Origin of the sequence: Serratia sp. FS14, from assembly GCF_000695995.1 — a bacterium.
In the GTDB taxonomy this organism is placed as follows: domain Bacteria; phylum Pseudomonadota; class Gammaproteobacteria; order Enterobacterales; family Enterobacteriaceae; genus Serratia; species Serratia nematodiphila.
Genome location: NZ_CP005927.1, coordinates 3,393,521 through 3,407,760, shown reverse-complemented (window position 1 = coordinate 3,407,760; position 14,240 = coordinate 3,393,521). Strand labels below are relative to the sequence as shown.

The 14,240-nt window shown below is 59.5% G+C and carries 14 protein-coding genes; 7 read left to right on the top strand and 7 right to left on the bottom strand.

The features are described 5' to 3' along the window. Window positions 1-21 precede the first annotated feature (21 nt). Window positions 22-1,185 carry a M20 aminoacylase family protein gene (locus L085_RS15475; protein WP_044031128.1) on the bottom strand — a complete coding sequence of 388 codons (1,164 nt, stop codon included), beginning with the start codon at window positions 1,183-1,185 and terminating at the stop codon, window positions 22-24. A gap of 384 nt (window positions 1,186-1,569) precedes the next feature. Between L085_RS15475 and L085_RS15470 the strand changes: the two genes are divergently transcribed. After that, window positions 1,570-3,636: a carbon starvation CstA family protein gene (locus tag L085_RS15470; RefSeq protein ID WP_044031127.1), complete on the top strand. Its 2,067-nt coding sequence runs from the start codon at window positions 1,570-1,572 to the stop codon at window positions 3,634-3,636. Between the two features lie 52 nt (window positions 3,637-3,688). Here the strand turns inward: L085_RS15470 and fsa are convergent, their stop codons facing one another. Further along, on the bottom strand, window positions 3,689-4,354 hold the full coding sequence (fsa, locus tag L085_RS15465) for a fructose-6-phosphate aldolase (RefSeq protein WP_015378028.1): 666 nt from the start codon (window positions 4,352-4,354) through the stop codon (window positions 3,689-3,691). A gap of 149 nt (window positions 4,355-4,503) precedes the next feature. Between fsa and L085_RS15460 the strand changes: the two genes are divergently transcribed. The 4 genes from L085_RS15460 to osmB all read left to right on the top strand — a co-directional run bounded on the left by L085_RS15460 (window position 4,504) and on the right by osmB (window position 9,114). Then, the gene (locus L085_RS15460; RefSeq protein ID WP_044031126.1) at window positions 4,504-5,403 is read left to right on the top strand and encodes a glycyl-radical enzyme activating protein; all 900 of its coding nucleotides are present in this window, start codon (window positions 4,504-4,506) and stop codon (window positions 5,401-5,403) included. Window positions 5,404-5,407: 4 nt separating this feature from the next. Continuing rightward, complete coding sequence (locus L085_RS15455) at window positions 5,408-7,840, top strand: formate C-acetyltransferase/glycerol dehydratase family glycyl radical enzyme (RefSeq protein ID WP_044031125.1); 2,433 nt, start codon at window positions 5,408-5,410, stop codon at window positions 7,838-7,840. Window positions 7,841-7,890: 50 nt separating this feature from the next. Then, a complete protein-coding gene (locus L085_RS15450; RefSeq protein ID WP_044031124.1) occupies window positions 7,891-8,637 on the top strand; it encodes a DNA-binding transcriptional regulator YciT in 747 nt (248 codons plus the stop codon). A 258-nt stretch (window positions 8,638-8,895) separates the two neighbouring features. Beyond that, entirely contained in the window at window positions 8,896-9,114 is a 219-nt protein-coding gene (gene osmB, locus L085_RS15445) for an osmotically-inducible lipoprotein OsmB (RefSeq protein WP_004930634.1), read from the top strand. 188 nt (window positions 9,115-9,302) lie between these two features. On the opposite strand, the gene yciH is transcribed toward osmB, so the two are convergent. Both yciH and pyrF read right to left on the bottom strand, forming a co-directional pair. Then, window positions 9,303-9,629, bottom strand: a complete 327-nt coding sequence (gene yciH, locus L085_RS15440) for a stress response translation initiation inhibitor YciH (protein ID WP_004930637.1) — start codon at window positions 9,627-9,629, stop codon at window positions 9,303-9,305. Window positions 9,630-9,639: 10 nt separating this feature from the next. Beyond that, window positions 9,640-10,368 carry an orotidine-5'-phosphate decarboxylase gene (gene pyrF / locus L085_RS15435; protein WP_049870675.1) on the bottom strand — a complete coding sequence of 243 codons (729 nt, stop codon included), beginning with the start codon at window positions 10,366-10,368 and terminating at the stop codon, window positions 9,640-9,642. Window positions 10,369-10,697: 329 nt separating this feature from the next. Here pyrF and L085_RS15430 point away from each other — a divergent pair, with 329 nt between their 5' ends. Continuing rightward, the gene (locus L085_RS15430; protein WP_044031122.1) at window positions 10,698-10,958 is read left to right on the top strand and encodes a YdgH/BhsA/McbA-like domain containing protein; all 261 of its coding nucleotides are present in this window, start codon (window positions 10,698-10,700) and stop codon (window positions 10,956-10,958) included. 172 nt (window positions 10,959-11,130) lie between these two features. Further along, complete coding sequence (locus L085_RS15425) at window positions 11,131-11,433, top strand: Arc family DNA-binding protein (protein WP_044031121.1); 303 nt, start codon at window positions 11,131-11,133, stop codon at window positions 11,431-11,433. A 53-nt stretch (window positions 11,434-11,486) separates the two neighbouring features. Here L085_RS15425 and lapB read toward each other — a convergent pair whose 3' ends face one another. From lapB to pgpB, 3 genes are all read right to left on the bottom strand, one after another. Then, window positions 11,487-12,659 (bottom strand): lipopolysaccharide assembly protein LapB, encoded by a 1,173-nt coding sequence (gene lapB, locus L085_RS15420; protein WP_015378034.1) that lies wholly within the window; start codon window positions 12,657-12,659, stop codon window positions 11,487-11,489. Window positions 12,660-12,665: 6 nt separating this feature from the next. Continuing rightward, entirely contained in the window at window positions 12,666-12,968 is a 303-nt protein-coding gene (locus L085_RS15415; protein ID WP_025303024.1) for a LapA family protein, read from the bottom strand. A 298-nt stretch (window positions 12,969-13,266) separates the two neighbouring features. Next, on the bottom strand, window positions 13,267-14,031 hold the full coding sequence (gene pgpB / locus L085_RS15410; protein WP_021503815.1) for a phosphatidylglycerophosphatase B: 765 nt from the start codon (window positions 14,029-14,031) through the stop codon (window positions 13,267-13,269). Window positions 14,032-14,240: the final 209 nt, after the last annotated feature.

The following is a 14,240-nucleotide window of genomic DNA, read 5'->3' as shown; positions in this document are numbered from 1 at the left end:
CCCTGTTATTATTTTTCTGACTTATTTTAAATACGCTTCCGTCAGCGCGCCCCAATAATGGCTGCCCGCCGCCAGACATTCATCGTTAAAGTCGTATCCCGGGTTATGCACCATACAGCTGCCTTCACCGTCGCCATTGCCGATCAGCAGATAACACCCCTGCGGCTGCGCCTCGAGCATGAAGGTGAAATCCTCGCTGCCCATCAGCGGCTTAGCGCCGTAGTGCGCGCGCGCGGCACCAAACTGCTGTTCCGCCACCTGATGCGCGAAACGCGTCATGGCTTCGTCGTTGACCAATACCGGAGCACCGTTGACATGAGTCACGACCGCGCTGGCACCGAAACTTTGCGCCTGCGCCTGAATCAGCGCGGGAATGCGCGATAACAGCGTTGTTCGCCATTCGCGCCCCAGCGCTCGTACGCTGAGCTTCATTTCCGCACTATCAGGGATCACATTGGCCGCCTCACCGGCTTTAATGCTGCCGACGGTGATCACCGCCGCTTCAAGCGGATTGGTATTGCGCGATACGATGCTCTGCAGCGCAATGACAATGTGCGACGCCACCAGTACCGGATCGACCGTCAAATGCGGCATGGCGCCGTGGCCGCCACGCCCCTGTATCGTGACCACAATCTGATCCGAAGAAGCCATAAAGGGACCGTGCTGGAAAAAGAACTCGCCGGCGGGCAACCCAGGCATATTGTGCATGGCGAAAATGGCGTCGCAGGGGAAGCGTTCGAACAGCCCCTGTTCCACCATGCGCGCACCGCCATCCAGCGTCTCTTCCGCCGGCTGGAAAATCACATGCAACGTGCCGTTGAAATTGCGCGTTTGCGCCAGGTAACGCGCAGCGCCAAGCAACATGGTGGTATGCCCGTCGTGGCCGCAGCCATGCATGCGGTTGGCTACGCTGCTGCTCCAGGGTTTGCCGTTGTTTTCCTCTAGCGGCAAGGCGTCCATATCGGCGCGCAGCCCGAGGCTTTTCACGCCGTCACCCACCCGCAGCGTCCCCACCACACCAGTGCCGGCCAATCCGCGGTGCACCTCATACCCCCACGAACTCAAATAATCCGCCACCAAATCGCTGGTACGAAACTCCTCGAAGCCAAGCTCCGGGTGCTGGTGAATATCATGACGAATCGCCGTGAGCTGCGGTAAATACCCTGCAATAACTTTATTTATCATAATTAAATCCCTTTTCTTTCCCTATTATTTATTTAATGAATGAATAAACAGACGGATGAAAATAAGGTATAACACGACGCGCGCCATTTTATTCCGGCACACCTCTACAGATGAAATAATAAGCCGACAAACGCCACACCCAGATAAAAATCGGCGATGATTCGCTGCATGCGCAGTAAAAGTGCAGAATGAAAATCTGTTCGGAAATGCGTGGGCGGTAGCCTGCGCCAACGGCGTTTCATCGCCTTGTTTTTACACCAAAACCCCACCTGCTTCACATTTCTCATCCGACCTGCCGCGGTTCAGCGGCAAAACTTCTACTGTTAAAACGTCATCCCTAATAACAACGTCAATTTCTACCTCTGTACGCCAAGGAGTTGTTTCATGAAAAACATCAGGTCCGGACTTATCTGGCTGCTGGTGGCGTTGGTCGGCGCTTTCGCCTTCGCCATGCTGGCGCTCAGCCGCGGCGAACACGTCAACGCCGTCTGGCTGGTGGTCGCCGCCGTCGCCTGCTACAGCATCGCCTACCGCTTCTACAGCCGGTTCATCGCCGACAAGGTCTTTGAACTGGATGACCGCCGTCTAACCCCGGCCGAACGTCACAACGACGGCCTGGACTATGTACCCACCAACAAATGGGTGCTGTTCGGCCACCACTTCGCCGCCATCGCCGGCGCCGGGCCGCTGGTGGGGCCGATCCTGGCCGCACAAATGGGCTTCCTGCCGGGAACCATCTGGATCCTGGTCGGCGTCATGCTGGCCGGCGCGGTGCAGGACTTCCTGGTGCTGTTCATCTCCACCCGCCGCGACGGGCGCTCGCTGGGGGAGATGGCCAAACAGGAGCTGGGGGCGTTCGCCGGGGTGATCACCATGCTCGGCGCGCTGGGGGTGATGATCATCATCCTGTCGGCGCTGGCGCTGGTGGTGGTGAAGGCGCTGGCCGACAGCCCGTGGGGGCTGTTCACTATCGCCGCCACCATCCCGATCGCGCTGTTCATGGGCATCTACATGCGCTTTATCCGGCCGGGCAAAATCGCTGAAATCTCAGTGTTCGGCTTCGTGCTGATGCTGCTGGCGATCGTTTACGGCGGCAACGTGGCGCAAGATCCCTATTGGGGGCCGTTCTTCACGCTGCACGGCACCACCCTGACCTGGGTGCTGGTGATCTACGGCTTCGTCGCCTCGGTGCTGCCGGTGTGGCTGCTGCTGGCGCCGCGCGACTACCTTTCGACCTTTATGAAGATCGGCGTCATCATCGGCCTGGCCATCGGCATCGTTTTCGCCATGCCGGAGATGAAAATGCCGGCGGTTTCGCGCTTTATCGACGGCAGCGGCCCAGTGTTCGCCGGCGCCCTGTTCCCATTCCTGTTCATCACCATCGCCTGCGGCGCCATTTCCGGCTTCCACGCGCTGGTTTCCAGCGGCACCACGCCCAAACTGGTGGAACGCGAAAGCCACATTCGCTTTATCGGTTACGGCGCCATGCTGATGGAGTCTTTCGTCGCCATCATGGCGCTGATCTGTGCCTCGGTGCTGGATCCGGGCGTTTACTTCGCCATGAACTCACCGGCGGCGCTGATCGGCACCACGGTGGAAAATGCTTCGCAGGTGATTAACAGCTGGGGCTTTATCGTCACGCCGGAGACGCTGGCGCTGATCGCCAAAGAGGTAGGTGAGAACTCCATCCTGTCGCGCGCCGGCGGCGCCCCGACCTTCGCCGTGGGTATGGCGCACATCATCAGCGAGGTGTTCAACAGCCGGGCGATGATGGCGTTCTGGTATCACTTCGCCATTCTGTTCGAAGCGCTGTTCATCCTGACCGCCGTCGACGCCGGTACCCGTGCCTGCCGCTTTATGGTGCAGGATCTGGTGGGCGTGGCGGTGCCGCAGCTGGCCAACAACCGCTCCTGGTTCGGCAACCTGGCGGGCACCACGGTGGCGGTGGCCGGCTGGGGCTTCTTCGTGTATCAGGGGGTGGTCGATCCGCTCGGCGGCATCAATACCCTGTGGCCGCTGTTCGGCATCGGCAACCAGATGCTGGCGTCGATGGCGCTGATCCTCGGCACCGTGGTGCTGTTCAAGATGAAAAAGCAGCGCTACGCCTGGGTCACCATTCTGCCGACCGCCTGGCTGTTCGTGACCTCCATGACCGCCGGCTGGCAGAAGATCTTCCATGAGAAACCGAGCATCGGTTTCCTGGCGCAGGCGAAGAAATTCTCTACCGGCATCGAGCAAGGCACGATCATTGCGCCGGCCAAGTCGCTGAAGGACATGGAGACCATCGTGTTCAGCAACCAGATCAATGCCGCGCTGTGCGGGTTCTTTATGCTGGTAGCGGTGACCATGCTGATCGCCGCCTTCTTCGCGATCCGCCGGGCGCTGTGTTCCGAACAACCGACGGCGCACGAGGTCAGCGCCGCACTGCGGGAAGAAACCGGCCGCGGCTAAGCGGCCCCCCCTCAAGCAAGGGCGCCGCGGCGCCCTTTTTACTGCCCAGGCTTCAACCCAGCAGCGTGGAACCGAACGCCCCCTGCCAATCCTGTTCGAACTTCTCGACCGCGGCCTGCACCGCCGGCGCATTCAGGAACTGCTCCGCGACGTCCACCGGCAGCGTGATGGCCTGACAGCCCGCGAGCAAGCACTCCAGCGCCTGGCGCGGCGTTTTGAAGCTGGCGGCCAGCACCTGCGCCGACGGCGCATGCAGGCTCAACAGCTGCTGCAGCTCGTGCACCATTTCGATGCCGTCGCCGCCCTGCGCGTCCACGCGGTTGACATAAGGCGCCACATATTCCGCCCCGGCCAATGCCGCCAACAGCCCTTGCCCGGCGCCGTACACTGCGGTGCCCAGCGTCGGAATGGACATCGTTTTAAGCTTCTTGATCGCCGCCAACCCTTCGGCGGTCGCCGGGATCTTCACTACCAGCCCCGGTACCCGCTGGCTGAGCAGCGCCGCCTCCGCCACCATACGTTCCGCATCGGCCGCCATCACCTGCGCAAACAGCTTGCCGGTGCCGCCGAGGGCGTCGCGCAGCGCGGGCAGCACTTCCCAGATCGGCTTGCCTTCCTTCGCCACGATGCTCGGGTTGGTGGTGACGCCGTGCAGCGGCAGAATGCGCGCCAGGCGTTTTACCGCGGTCACATCGGCGGTATCGAGATAAAGCTCCATCACGGACTCCTGTGTCATGTTCTGTGGGCGGATTCAAACTCTGATCATCATAGGGCAAAAAAACCGCCAACCTTTGATCAAAATCAATTCAACTTTCATTCGAAACACCTTTAATGGCGAAAGATTCAGCAACGCCAAACGGGTGACTCATGTTCTTTAATCTGCAGCGCTACTCGACCCATGACGGCCCCGGCATCCGCAGCGTGGTCTTTTTAAAAGGCTGCCCGCTGAGCTGCCGCTGGTGTCAGAACCCGGAAAGCCGTTCGCGCCACGCAGACCTGCTGTTTGACGAGCGCCTGTGCCTGAGCGGCTGCACGCTGTGCGCCGAGCGCTGCCCACAAGGCCTGCAACGTGACGAGGAGGCATTGACGCTGCGGCGTGAAGTCATCAGCGCAGACGACTACGCAGCGCTGGCCGCCACCTGCCCGACCGGCGCGCTCAGCCTGTGCGGCAGTCCGGTCAACCCCGACGATATCATGGCCGAGGTAATGCGGGATAAGCCTTTCTACCTGCGCAGCGGCGGCGGTTTAACGCTGTCCGGCGGCGAGCCCTTTATGCAGCCGGAGGTTGCGGCGGAACTGCTGCGGCGCGGCCACGAGGCCGGCATCCACACCGCCGTCGAATCCTGCCTGCACGTTCCCTGGCGTTACATCGCGCCTTCGTTGCCGTGGCTGGATCTGCTGCTGGCCGATCTCAAACACACCGACGAAGCGCGCTTCAGAGCCTGGACCGGCGGCTCCGCCCGCCGGGTGATGAACAATTTCCGCCGGCTGGCGGCGCACGGCGTGCCAATGACCGTGCGCGTGCCGCTGATCCCCGATTTCAACGCCGATCGCCGCTCTGTCCGCGCGATCGTCGACTTCGCCGCCGACGAGATCGGCGTATCGGAGATTCACTTTCTGCCGTACCACACGCTGGGCATCAACAAATATCACCTGCTCGGCGAGCCCTACCGCGCCGCCCGCACGCCGCTGGACGCGCCCGATCTGCTGGCCTACGCCGAAGACTATGCCGGCGCCAAAGGCCTGACCGCCATTTTGCGAGGATAACGCCATGACCACGTTGGATTTGACCACCCTCAGCGCCCGCATTCAGGCGCACAAGAACGCGCTGATTCACATCGTCAAACCGCCGGTGTGCACCGAACGCGCGCAGCACTATACCGAAGCCTATCAACAGCATCAGGACAAGCCGCTGCCGGTGCGCCGCGCGCTGGCGCTGGCCAACCACCTGGCGAAACGCAGCATCTGGATCGCCAACGACGAGTTGATCGTCGGCAACCAGGCCAGCGAACTGCGCGCCGCGCCGATCTTCCCCGAATACACCGTCGGCTGGATAGAAAACGAAATAGACCAGCTAGCCGACCGGCCGGGCGCCGGTTTTTCGGTCAGCGAAGAGAACAAGGCAATTTTGCATCGTCTGTGCCCCTGGTGGCGCGGCCAAACGGTGCAGGATCGCTGCTACGGCATGTTCACCGACGAGCAAAAAGCGCTGCTGGCCACCGGCATCATCAAGGCCGAGGGCAACATGACCTCCGGCGATGCTCACCTGGCGGTCAACTTCCCGCTGTTGCTGGAGCTAGGTCTCGACGGCCTGCGTGAAAAAGTGAACGCGCGCCGCAGCCGCCTGCGCCTGACCGAGTGGGAGGACCTGCACAAAGCGCAGTTTCTCAACGCTATCGACATCGTGCTGGCGGCGCTGAGCGAACACATCCTGCGCTTCGCCCGCCTGGCGCGCGACATGGCGCAAAACGAACCGCGCACTGGCCGGCGTACCGAGCTGCTGGCCATCGCGGATAACTGTGAACAGATCGCCCATCGCCCGCCGCAAACCTTCTGGCAGGCGCTGCAGCTGTGCTATTTCATCCAATTGACGCTGCAGATCGAATCCAACGGCCATTCGGTTTCCTTCGGCCGCCTCGATCAATACCTCTATCCCTGGTATCGGCGTGACGTGGAGCTGGAGCAAAAGCTGGCGCGGGAAGACGCCATCGAGCTGTTGCACAGCTGCTGGCTGAAGCTGCTGGAGGTCAACAAGATCCGCTCCGGCTCGCATTCCAAGGCTTCCGCCGGCAGCCCGCTGTACCAGAACGTCACCATCGGCGGACAGAAGCTGATCGACGGCCGGCCGTGCGACGCGGTCAATCCGCTGTCCTACGCCATTCTCGAGTCCTGCGGCCGCCTGCGTTCCACCCAGCCCAACCTCAGCGTGCGTTACCACGCCGGGATGAGCGCCGATTTCCTCGACGCCTGCGTACAGGTGATCCGCTGCGGCTTCGGCATGCCGGCATTCAATAATGACGAAATCGTCATTCCCGAGTTCATCAAGTTGGGGGTCGAACCGCAAGACGCTTACGACTACGCCGCCATCGGCTGTATCGAGACCGCCGTCGGCGGAAAATGGGGCTATCGCTGCACCGGCATGAGCTTCATCAACTTCGCCCGCGTGCTGCTGGCGGCGCTGGAACAGGGCCGCGACGCGACCTCCGGGCAGATCTTCCTGCCACAGGAACAGGCGCTGTCCAAAGGAAACTTCGCCGATTTCGAGCAGGTCTTAGCCGCCTGGGATCGGCAAATCCGCTACTACACGCGCAAGTCGATCGAGATCGAGTGCGTGGTGGACAGCGTGCTGGAGGAGAACGCCCACGATATCCTCTGTTCCGCGCTGGTGGACGACTGCATCGAACGCGGCAAAAGTATCAAACAAGGCGGCGCCAAATACGATTGGGTTTCCGGCCTGCAGGTCGGCATCGCCAACCTGGGCAACAGCCTCGCGGCGGTGCGCAAACTGGTGTTCGACCAAGGGGCGATCGGCCAGCAGCAGTTGGCGACGGCGCTGGCCGACGACTTCGCCGGGCTGGATGGCGAGCAGCTGCGCCAGCGGCTGCTCAACGCCGCGCCCAAATACGGCAACGACGTGGACGAGGTCGATCGGCTGCTGGTACGCGCCTACCAAACCTACATCGAAGAACTGAAGCAGTATCGCAACACCCGCTTCGGCCGTGGGCCGATCGGCGGTGGTTACTACGCCGGCACCTCGTCGATCTCGGCCAACGTGCCGTTCGGCGCTGCCACCCTGGCCACGCCCGATGGACGTAAGGCGCACACGCCACTGGCGGAAGGCGCCAGCCCGGCGTCCGGCACCGACCACCTGGGGCCGACGGCGGTGTTCAATTCGCTCGCCAAATTGCCGACCGAGGCGATCCTCGGCGGCGTGCTGCTCAACCAAAAGCTGAACCCGGCGACGCTGGACAACCCGCGCGACCGGGAAAAGCTGATGCTGATGTTGCGCACCTTCTTCGAGAGCTACCGCGGCTGGCATGTGCAGTACAACATCGTGTCGCGCGAAACGCTGCTGGCGGCGAAGCAACACCCTGACCAATATCGTGATTTAGTGGTTCGCGTAGCTGGCTATTCCGCCTTCTTTACCGCATTATCCCCTGAGGCGCAGGATGATATTATTGCGCGCACAGAACATACTCTTTAAACCTTTGACTCTTAGCGGCCGCGCCTTGGCGGCCGCATCATCAGGCCGATATGAATTTACGACAACAGACCATATTGCAGTTGGTTAACGATCGCCGGCGGATCAGCGTCAATGAGCTGGCGCGCGCCTCGGGCGTCTCGGAAGTCACCATCCGGCAGGATCTCAACCTGCTGGAAAAGCGCAGTTATCTGAAGCGGGTGCACGGTTCCGCCGTGGCGTTGGAGAGCGACGACGTCGACGCCCGCATGATGTCCAATTTCACCCTCAAGCAGCGGCTGGCGCAATACGCCGCCGCGCAGGTCAACGACGGCGAGACGATCTTTATCGAGAGCGGCAGCGCCAACGCCCTGCTGGCGCGCTACATCGCCGAACACAAGCGCATTACGCTGATCACCGTCAGCCACTACATCGCCAACCTGCTGAAAGAAACCGACTGCGACGTGATTGTGCTGGGCGGTATGTACCAGAAGAAAAGCGAGACCGTGGTCGGCCCGCTGACGCGGCTGTGCATTCAGCAGGTGCATTTCAATAAGGCGTTTATCGGCATTGACGGCTTTCAGGCCGAAACCGGCTTTACCGGCCGCGACATGATGCGCGCCGATGTGGTCAGCGCGGTACTGGCCAAGGGCGTGGAGAATATCGTGCTGACGGACTCCAGCAAATTCGGCCAGATCCAGCCCAATCCGCTGGCGCAGCCGGGGCAAATCAGCCGGGTGATCACCGATTCACGTTTGGCGCTGGAGTATCAGCATCAGCTGAAACGCCAGGGCGTACAGGTGGAGCTGGTCAACGAATAACGCGCCGCGCGGGCCACGCCGCCCGCCGTTTCCCTTGCGCAGCGGGATTTTAAGACTATTTACCTGTTTATCCTTCCCGAGAAACCTATACTCAGCTTCGGTAATTTTTGGGCCGTAACCCGCTAATTATTCGGCCGTTAACAAAAAATGCCATTTTTTATATCGATACCGTATGGGAATCAACAGCAGGCCTGATTTATGGTTAACGCCTATACTTATAAGGCACTTCCATATAGCCAATGCTAAGGAGAAGTCATTATGATGATTATCAATAAACGTTTCGCCACCGCCGCTCTGGCTCTGACTCTGGCGTTTTCACTGAGCGCCTGTTCCAACATGTCCAAACGCGATCGCAACACCGCCATCGGCGCCGGCGCCGGTGCAGTCGGCGGCGCAGTGCTGACCAACGGCAGCGCTTTGGGCACGCTGGGTGGAGCAGCGGTGGGCGGCATCATCGGTCACCAGGTTGGCAAATAACCTGCCCGATGTTCCTCCGCCGACAGGCGGGCAAAAGCGACTTGGCGCTTTGACGTATTAACCAATAACGATGATTTCAGGTCTGTTTTACGTTAAGTCTATGGTTCTTTCGCCGTTAACGGGTTAATCCCCGGAAGCAACAACCTCTAGCCATGCCGCAGCATTGCACTGCGGCATGGCGATTCGCCTCAACCGCCCGCCAGTTTGACCTTCATGCCTTTGGCCTCCAGCAGCTGTTTGAGCAGATCGCGTTTATCGCCCTGGATCTCGATGACTCCCTCTTTCACCGAGCCGCCGCAGCCGCATTTCTTTTTCAGTTCTGCCGCCAGTTTGTCGAGCGCGGCATCATCCAGATCGACGCCGGTAATCAGGCACACGCCCTTCCCCTTGCGGCCGCTGGTCTGGCGCTGGATGCGCACGACGCCATCGCCCTTGGCGCGTTGCGGTTTAACCTCTTCCTGCTTGATGCGACCGGTGTCCGTGGAATACACCAGACGGCTGTTATCGTCATTCATCATCGCTTCCTCAGGCCAAAGAGGCGCGGATCGCGCGCAGCGTCGTGGCCGGATCGGCGGATTGGGTGATCGGACGCCCAATCACCATATAGTCAACGCCGGCGGCCTGCGCCTGCACTGGCGTCATGATACGACGCTGATCGCCCGCCGCGCTGCCTTCAGGGCGGATCCCCGGCGTCACCAGTTGGAAAGCCTGCCCGCAGGCCGCCTTCAGCCGCTGCGCTTCGTGTGCCGAACACACTACGCCGTCCAGCCCGCAGTCGCGGGTCAGGCGCGCCAGGCGCTCGGCGTGTTCCGCCGGGCTGGCCTCGATGCCGATGCCGCGCAGGTCTTCCGCTTCCATGCTGGTGAGCACGGTTACGGCGATCAACAGCGGCGCATCCGTCCCGAATGACGCCAGCGCTTCTTTAGCGGCAGTCATCATGCGCGCGCCGCCGCTGGCGTGGACGTTAACCATCCAAACGCCCAGTTCGGCCGCCGCCGCTACCGCATGCGCAGTGGTATTGGGAATATCGTGGAATTTCAGGTCGAGAAACACGTCGAAACCGCGCCCATGCAGATCGCGCACCAGTTGCGGCCCAAACAGCGTGAACATTTCTTTGCCCACTTTCAGCCGGCAGTCTTGCGGATCGATACGGTCGGCGAACGCCAGCGCAGCGTTCTTATCGGCGTAATCTAACGCCACAACGATTGGAGATGATTTTAAGTCATTGTTATTAGCGTTATTTTCAGACTTCATTTCTTCTACCTTTTGTAAAATGGAGATAATCAGGGACTCACCCGCGAAACTGACCGCCGCATTCTACATGTCGGAGGCCCGAAATCCCAGCCGCAGCGCGCACCTACGCTCTGTCATGTTACCTCCCGCCTTTGTCATGGCGCGTCAATGAACGCCCGTCAGCAATAAACCACGCAGCGTAAAACGCCGTAAAGATGCGTAAATTGTTAATCAGATATTTTGAATGACTTACTCAGCATTATCAGATTTTCAATCGGCACGGATGCTTTATTATTCACCCCATCGGAAGCGAATGGCTTCCTTCCTAAATAAACAGACTGGAGTCACCCATGAAAACCATCAAATATTTTGCAGCCGCAGCCGCTATCGCACTGACCTCTTTCGCCACCTTCGCCGCTGAACCGATCAGCAGCCAGCAGGCCGATAACCTGACCGCCGCCGGCATCGTTTCCGCAGGTCACGCAACCACCCTCAGCAGCCTGGAGAAAAAACTGGCCGCTAAAGCGGATGCCCAGGGCGCCATCAGCTACCGCATCATCTCCGCCGGTGGTAACAACATGTTGAGCGGCACCGCGATCATCTACAAATAATGTTTCCGGTACAGGGCCCGAACGTTCGGGCCCTGCCTCTGTTTGCCGCCTGAAAAAACCGCATTTTCCCCGCCCCGCTTTGTTACAAAAATATTAAATTTTTATTACACACTAGACACCCGATCGTCAGTGGCTTAGCTTGAAGGCATCTTCCTGCAGAAAGGCTTTCAAAATGAGCGAGATATCGACACTTACCATTAAAATTCCTCTGGAACTGAAGGAAAAAATTCGCGCCGCCGCCGCTGAAAACGAATTTTCGTTGAGCGTGGAAGTGTGCCAGCGCCTGGAAAGCAGTTTCAGCGCGCCCGCCACCAAAGCAGAAAAACCGGCCAAAAAGGCGGATGAGCTGCACCACGGCGAGATCGACAATCAAAGCACCGAAGAAGAAATTGAACAGCCACTGAGCCAGAAAGAGCTGAAGAAACTGCGTCAGCTGTTGAAAACCGGCGTCAAAGGCGGCAAGAAAAGTAAGTGATGAACATAAAAAACGGGGCGATTTTCGCCCCGTTTTTTTGCCGCTCCGCCGCGTTATTGTCCATCCAGACCGCGTATCGGTTTGACCGATGACCAGGCGCGGCACGACGGGCAATGCCAATAGAGCGAGTGCGCGGTGAAGCCACATTTGTGGCAGCGGTATCGAGGCTTGGTGCGAATTTGCTCGCCGACCATATCGCGCAACAGCAGCAGACTCTCTTTCGCACGGCCGTCTTCAGCGTCCGCCAGGTGATAATCCATCAGCCGATAAAACACCCGCATAGTGGGATGACGCTGCAGCTGACGGTTGATATAGACCTGCACCACGTCGCGCCCTTCGTGCTGCTCGATGATCTCGGCCAGCATCAGATCGGCGGTGGCGCCGGTGTTCTCTTCTACGCAGCGCTTAAGGAAATCCGCCCAGTTGTGCTGCTGTTCCGGCAGATGCGTGTAGCATTCCTGCAGCATCGGCAGCGTCTCGCTGACCAGCTCTTTATCCTGGCTCAATACGCGCTGCAGCGACTCTGCCGCTTTGGCGTAGTCGTTTTGAGCCATGTAGATGCGCCCGAACATGATGGACACGCGCGCGCACTGTTTATCGGCCGCGTCCGCACGCTTGAGCAGGCTCATTGCCCGATCGAGATCGTCGCTGCCCATTGCCTGCAGCGCCAACTCACAGTAAAAGTGCGCGATCTCGACGCGTTGCTTCTCTTTGCCCAGCTTGACCAGTTTTTCCGCCACGTCGATCGCTTTCTGCCAGTCGCTGGTCGCCTGATGGATCACCAGCAGTTGCTGCAACGCCGAGACACGAAAATCCGCTTCGTCAGTCAACTGGCTGAACATGTCTTCCGCGCGGTCGTAAAGCCCGGCGGCCATATAGTCACGGCCCAGCTGTTGCACCGCCAACAGGCGCTGCTCAAAGGTCAGGGAAGCGCTTTCCATCAAGGCCTGATGGATGCGGATAGCGCGGTCGACTTCGCCGCGCGAGCGGAACAGGTTGCCCAACGTCAGGTGGGCCTCAACGGTGTTGCTGTCCTCTTTCAACATGTCGAGGAACAGATCGACCGCCTTATCCTGCTGGTTTGAAAGCAGAAAGTTCACCCCTGCCACGTATTCACGCGACAGGCGGTTGGCTTCTTGCTGTTTATCCTGCTGAGCGCTTCTGCGCCCCATGTACCAACCGTACGCGGCAGCCACGGGCAGCAACAGAAACAGCAGTTCTAACATAGAGGGTTATTCCTTGCTGACAACGGCCTGAGCCGCCGGTTCAGCGGGCTGCTCAAGCTGCAGCTCCAGCCTTTTGATCTTGCGCTCGGCGCGACCCAGCGCAATACGCGTGCGCAGGTAGAACAGGCCGCAAATGATCCAGCCGAGAACGAAACCGGCACCAAACAGCGTGGCCAACAGGGTCGATACGCGATAGTCGCCCTGCGCAACCAGATAGTTAAAATTGACCACCTGATCGTTATGCGCACCCAAAGTGACGGAAATCACGAAGATCACCAGAACCAACAAAAAAATCAGCAAATATTTCACATTCTTTCCCGCGATGCCGAGTGAATCGGATGAACGATGCCAAAATGTGGCGTCCCTAACCCTTAAGTTAGCATTTCCCGTTGCGGCAGGGAAACCCTGCGGCACGATAAAACCACATATCTGCTGGCATATTCGGCAGTAAACGGCTTTAACGAACAAATTGATGAGAAAGCTTCTCAAAACGTCGAATTTATAAGGATATGGGGGCGACGGCGCGGATTGCAATGGCGGGAAAATGTAAGCGGTTAATGCGGCACCGATCCGATGCCGCCTATTTTGTGACGTGGTCACATAGCGATCATATCTCCGGCTTGCGCGCCGCGATTTCCTGCTGCTCTTGTGGCGGCGGCGTCAGCGGGCCGAACCAGCGCTGCGCCAGCCAGCAGGTGACCACCACCAGCAGCCAACTGATCAGCGTAGCCATCGCCAGATCGCGCGGCCAGTGCATGCCCAGCAGCAGACGGCTGCCCATCACCCCCGTTGCCCACACCATCAGCAACGCAACGGTTTTATAATGGCGGCGCGGCCACAGCAGCCCTACGCCCAACAGCGCCCAGGTGGCGGCGAACATCGTATGCCCCGACGGAAACGCGAAGCCGGTTTCAAACTGCCAGTGCTTGCGCAGCCAGTTCGGCACCAGCGTCTGGTCTTGCAGTTGCTCGCGCACCAGCGCGCTGCGCTCTTTGCGATGCAGCGAATAGAAATATTTTCCGTCCACGCCGTGGGTTTGCTCGAGCCATACCACAAACGGCCGCGGTTCTTGCACCCGATCCTTGATCAACGACTTGACCCCCTGCCCAATCACCAACGCGGCGGAAAGCAGGATCGCCAGACCGATGGCCGCCTTCAGCCGAAAGCGCAGGCACCACAAAAACCAACCGCAAAGGACAGCGCTGGTCAGAATGCCCCACGGCGAGGTAACGGTTTCGGTCACCCAGAACAGCGCTTTGAGCAGCCGATCATTGCCGCCGGGCTGCCAATGCCAGCCGGATGCCCATACCACCAGCGGCATCAACAGCAGCAGCAGCGCGCCGCCCGCCGTACGTTTTGCTATCTCATACATTCCCGTTTTCCTCTGCGTGAATCAGGCTGCAGTGTAACAAGAGTGCAATATTGATAACACGCGAAAAATTAAACAGATAGAAAACCTATCGCAATAATAGGTGGCCAGAAAACGCCATCTGCTGGTTTGCTGAGCACCGCCCGGCAAGAAGTTGTGGCAAAATAGCCGATAATTAACGAAATAGAGATCGGCGTAGCACGTTTTAGTCT

Coding starts and splice junctions, on each gene's coding strand:
- L085_RS15475 (WP_044031128.1), bottom strand. CDS start 1,185: ATGATAAATAAAGTTATTGCAGGGTATTTACCGCAGCTCACGGCGATT.
- L085_RS15470 (WP_044031127.1), top strand. CDS start 1,570: ATGAAAAACATCAGGTCCGGACTTATCTGGCTGCTGGTGGCGTTGGTC.
- fsa (WP_015378028.1), bottom strand. CDS start 4,354: ATGGAGCTTTATCTCGATACCGCCGATGTGACCGCGGTAAAACGCCTG.
- L085_RS15460 (WP_044031126.1), top strand. CDS start 4,504: ATGTTCTTTAATCTGCAGCGCTACTCGACCCATGACGGCCCCGGCATC.
- L085_RS15455 (WP_044031125.1), top strand. CDS start 5,408: ATGACCACGTTGGATTTGACCACCCTCAGCGCCCGCATTCAGGCGCAC.
- L085_RS15450 (WP_044031124.1), top strand. CDS start 7,891: ATGAATTTACGACAACAGACCATATTGCAGTTGGTTAACGATCGCCGG.
- osmB (WP_004930634.1), top strand. CDS start 8,896: ATGATGATTATCAATAAACGTTTCGCCACCGCCGCTCTGGCTCTGACT.
- yciH (WP_004930637.1), bottom strand. CDS start 9,629: ATGAATGACGATAACAGCCGTCTGGTGTATTCCACGGACACCGGTCGC.
- pyrF (WP_049870675.1), bottom strand. CDS start 10,368: ATGAAGTCTGAAAATAACGCTAATAACAATGACTTAAAATCATCTCCA.
- L085_RS15430 (WP_044031122.1), top strand. CDS start 10,698: ATGAAAACCATCAAATATTTTGCAGCCGCAGCCGCTATCGCACTGACC.
- L085_RS15425 (WP_044031121.1), top strand. CDS start 11,131: ATGAGCGAGATATCGACACTTACCATTAAAATTCCTCTGGAACTGAAG.
- lapB (WP_015378034.1), bottom strand. CDS start 12,659: ATGTTAGAACTGCTGTTTCTGTTGCTGCCCGTGGCTGCCGCGTACGGT.
- pgpB (WP_021503815.1), bottom strand. CDS start 14,031: ATGTATGAGATAGCAAAACGTACGGCGGGCGGCGCGCTGCTGCTGCTG.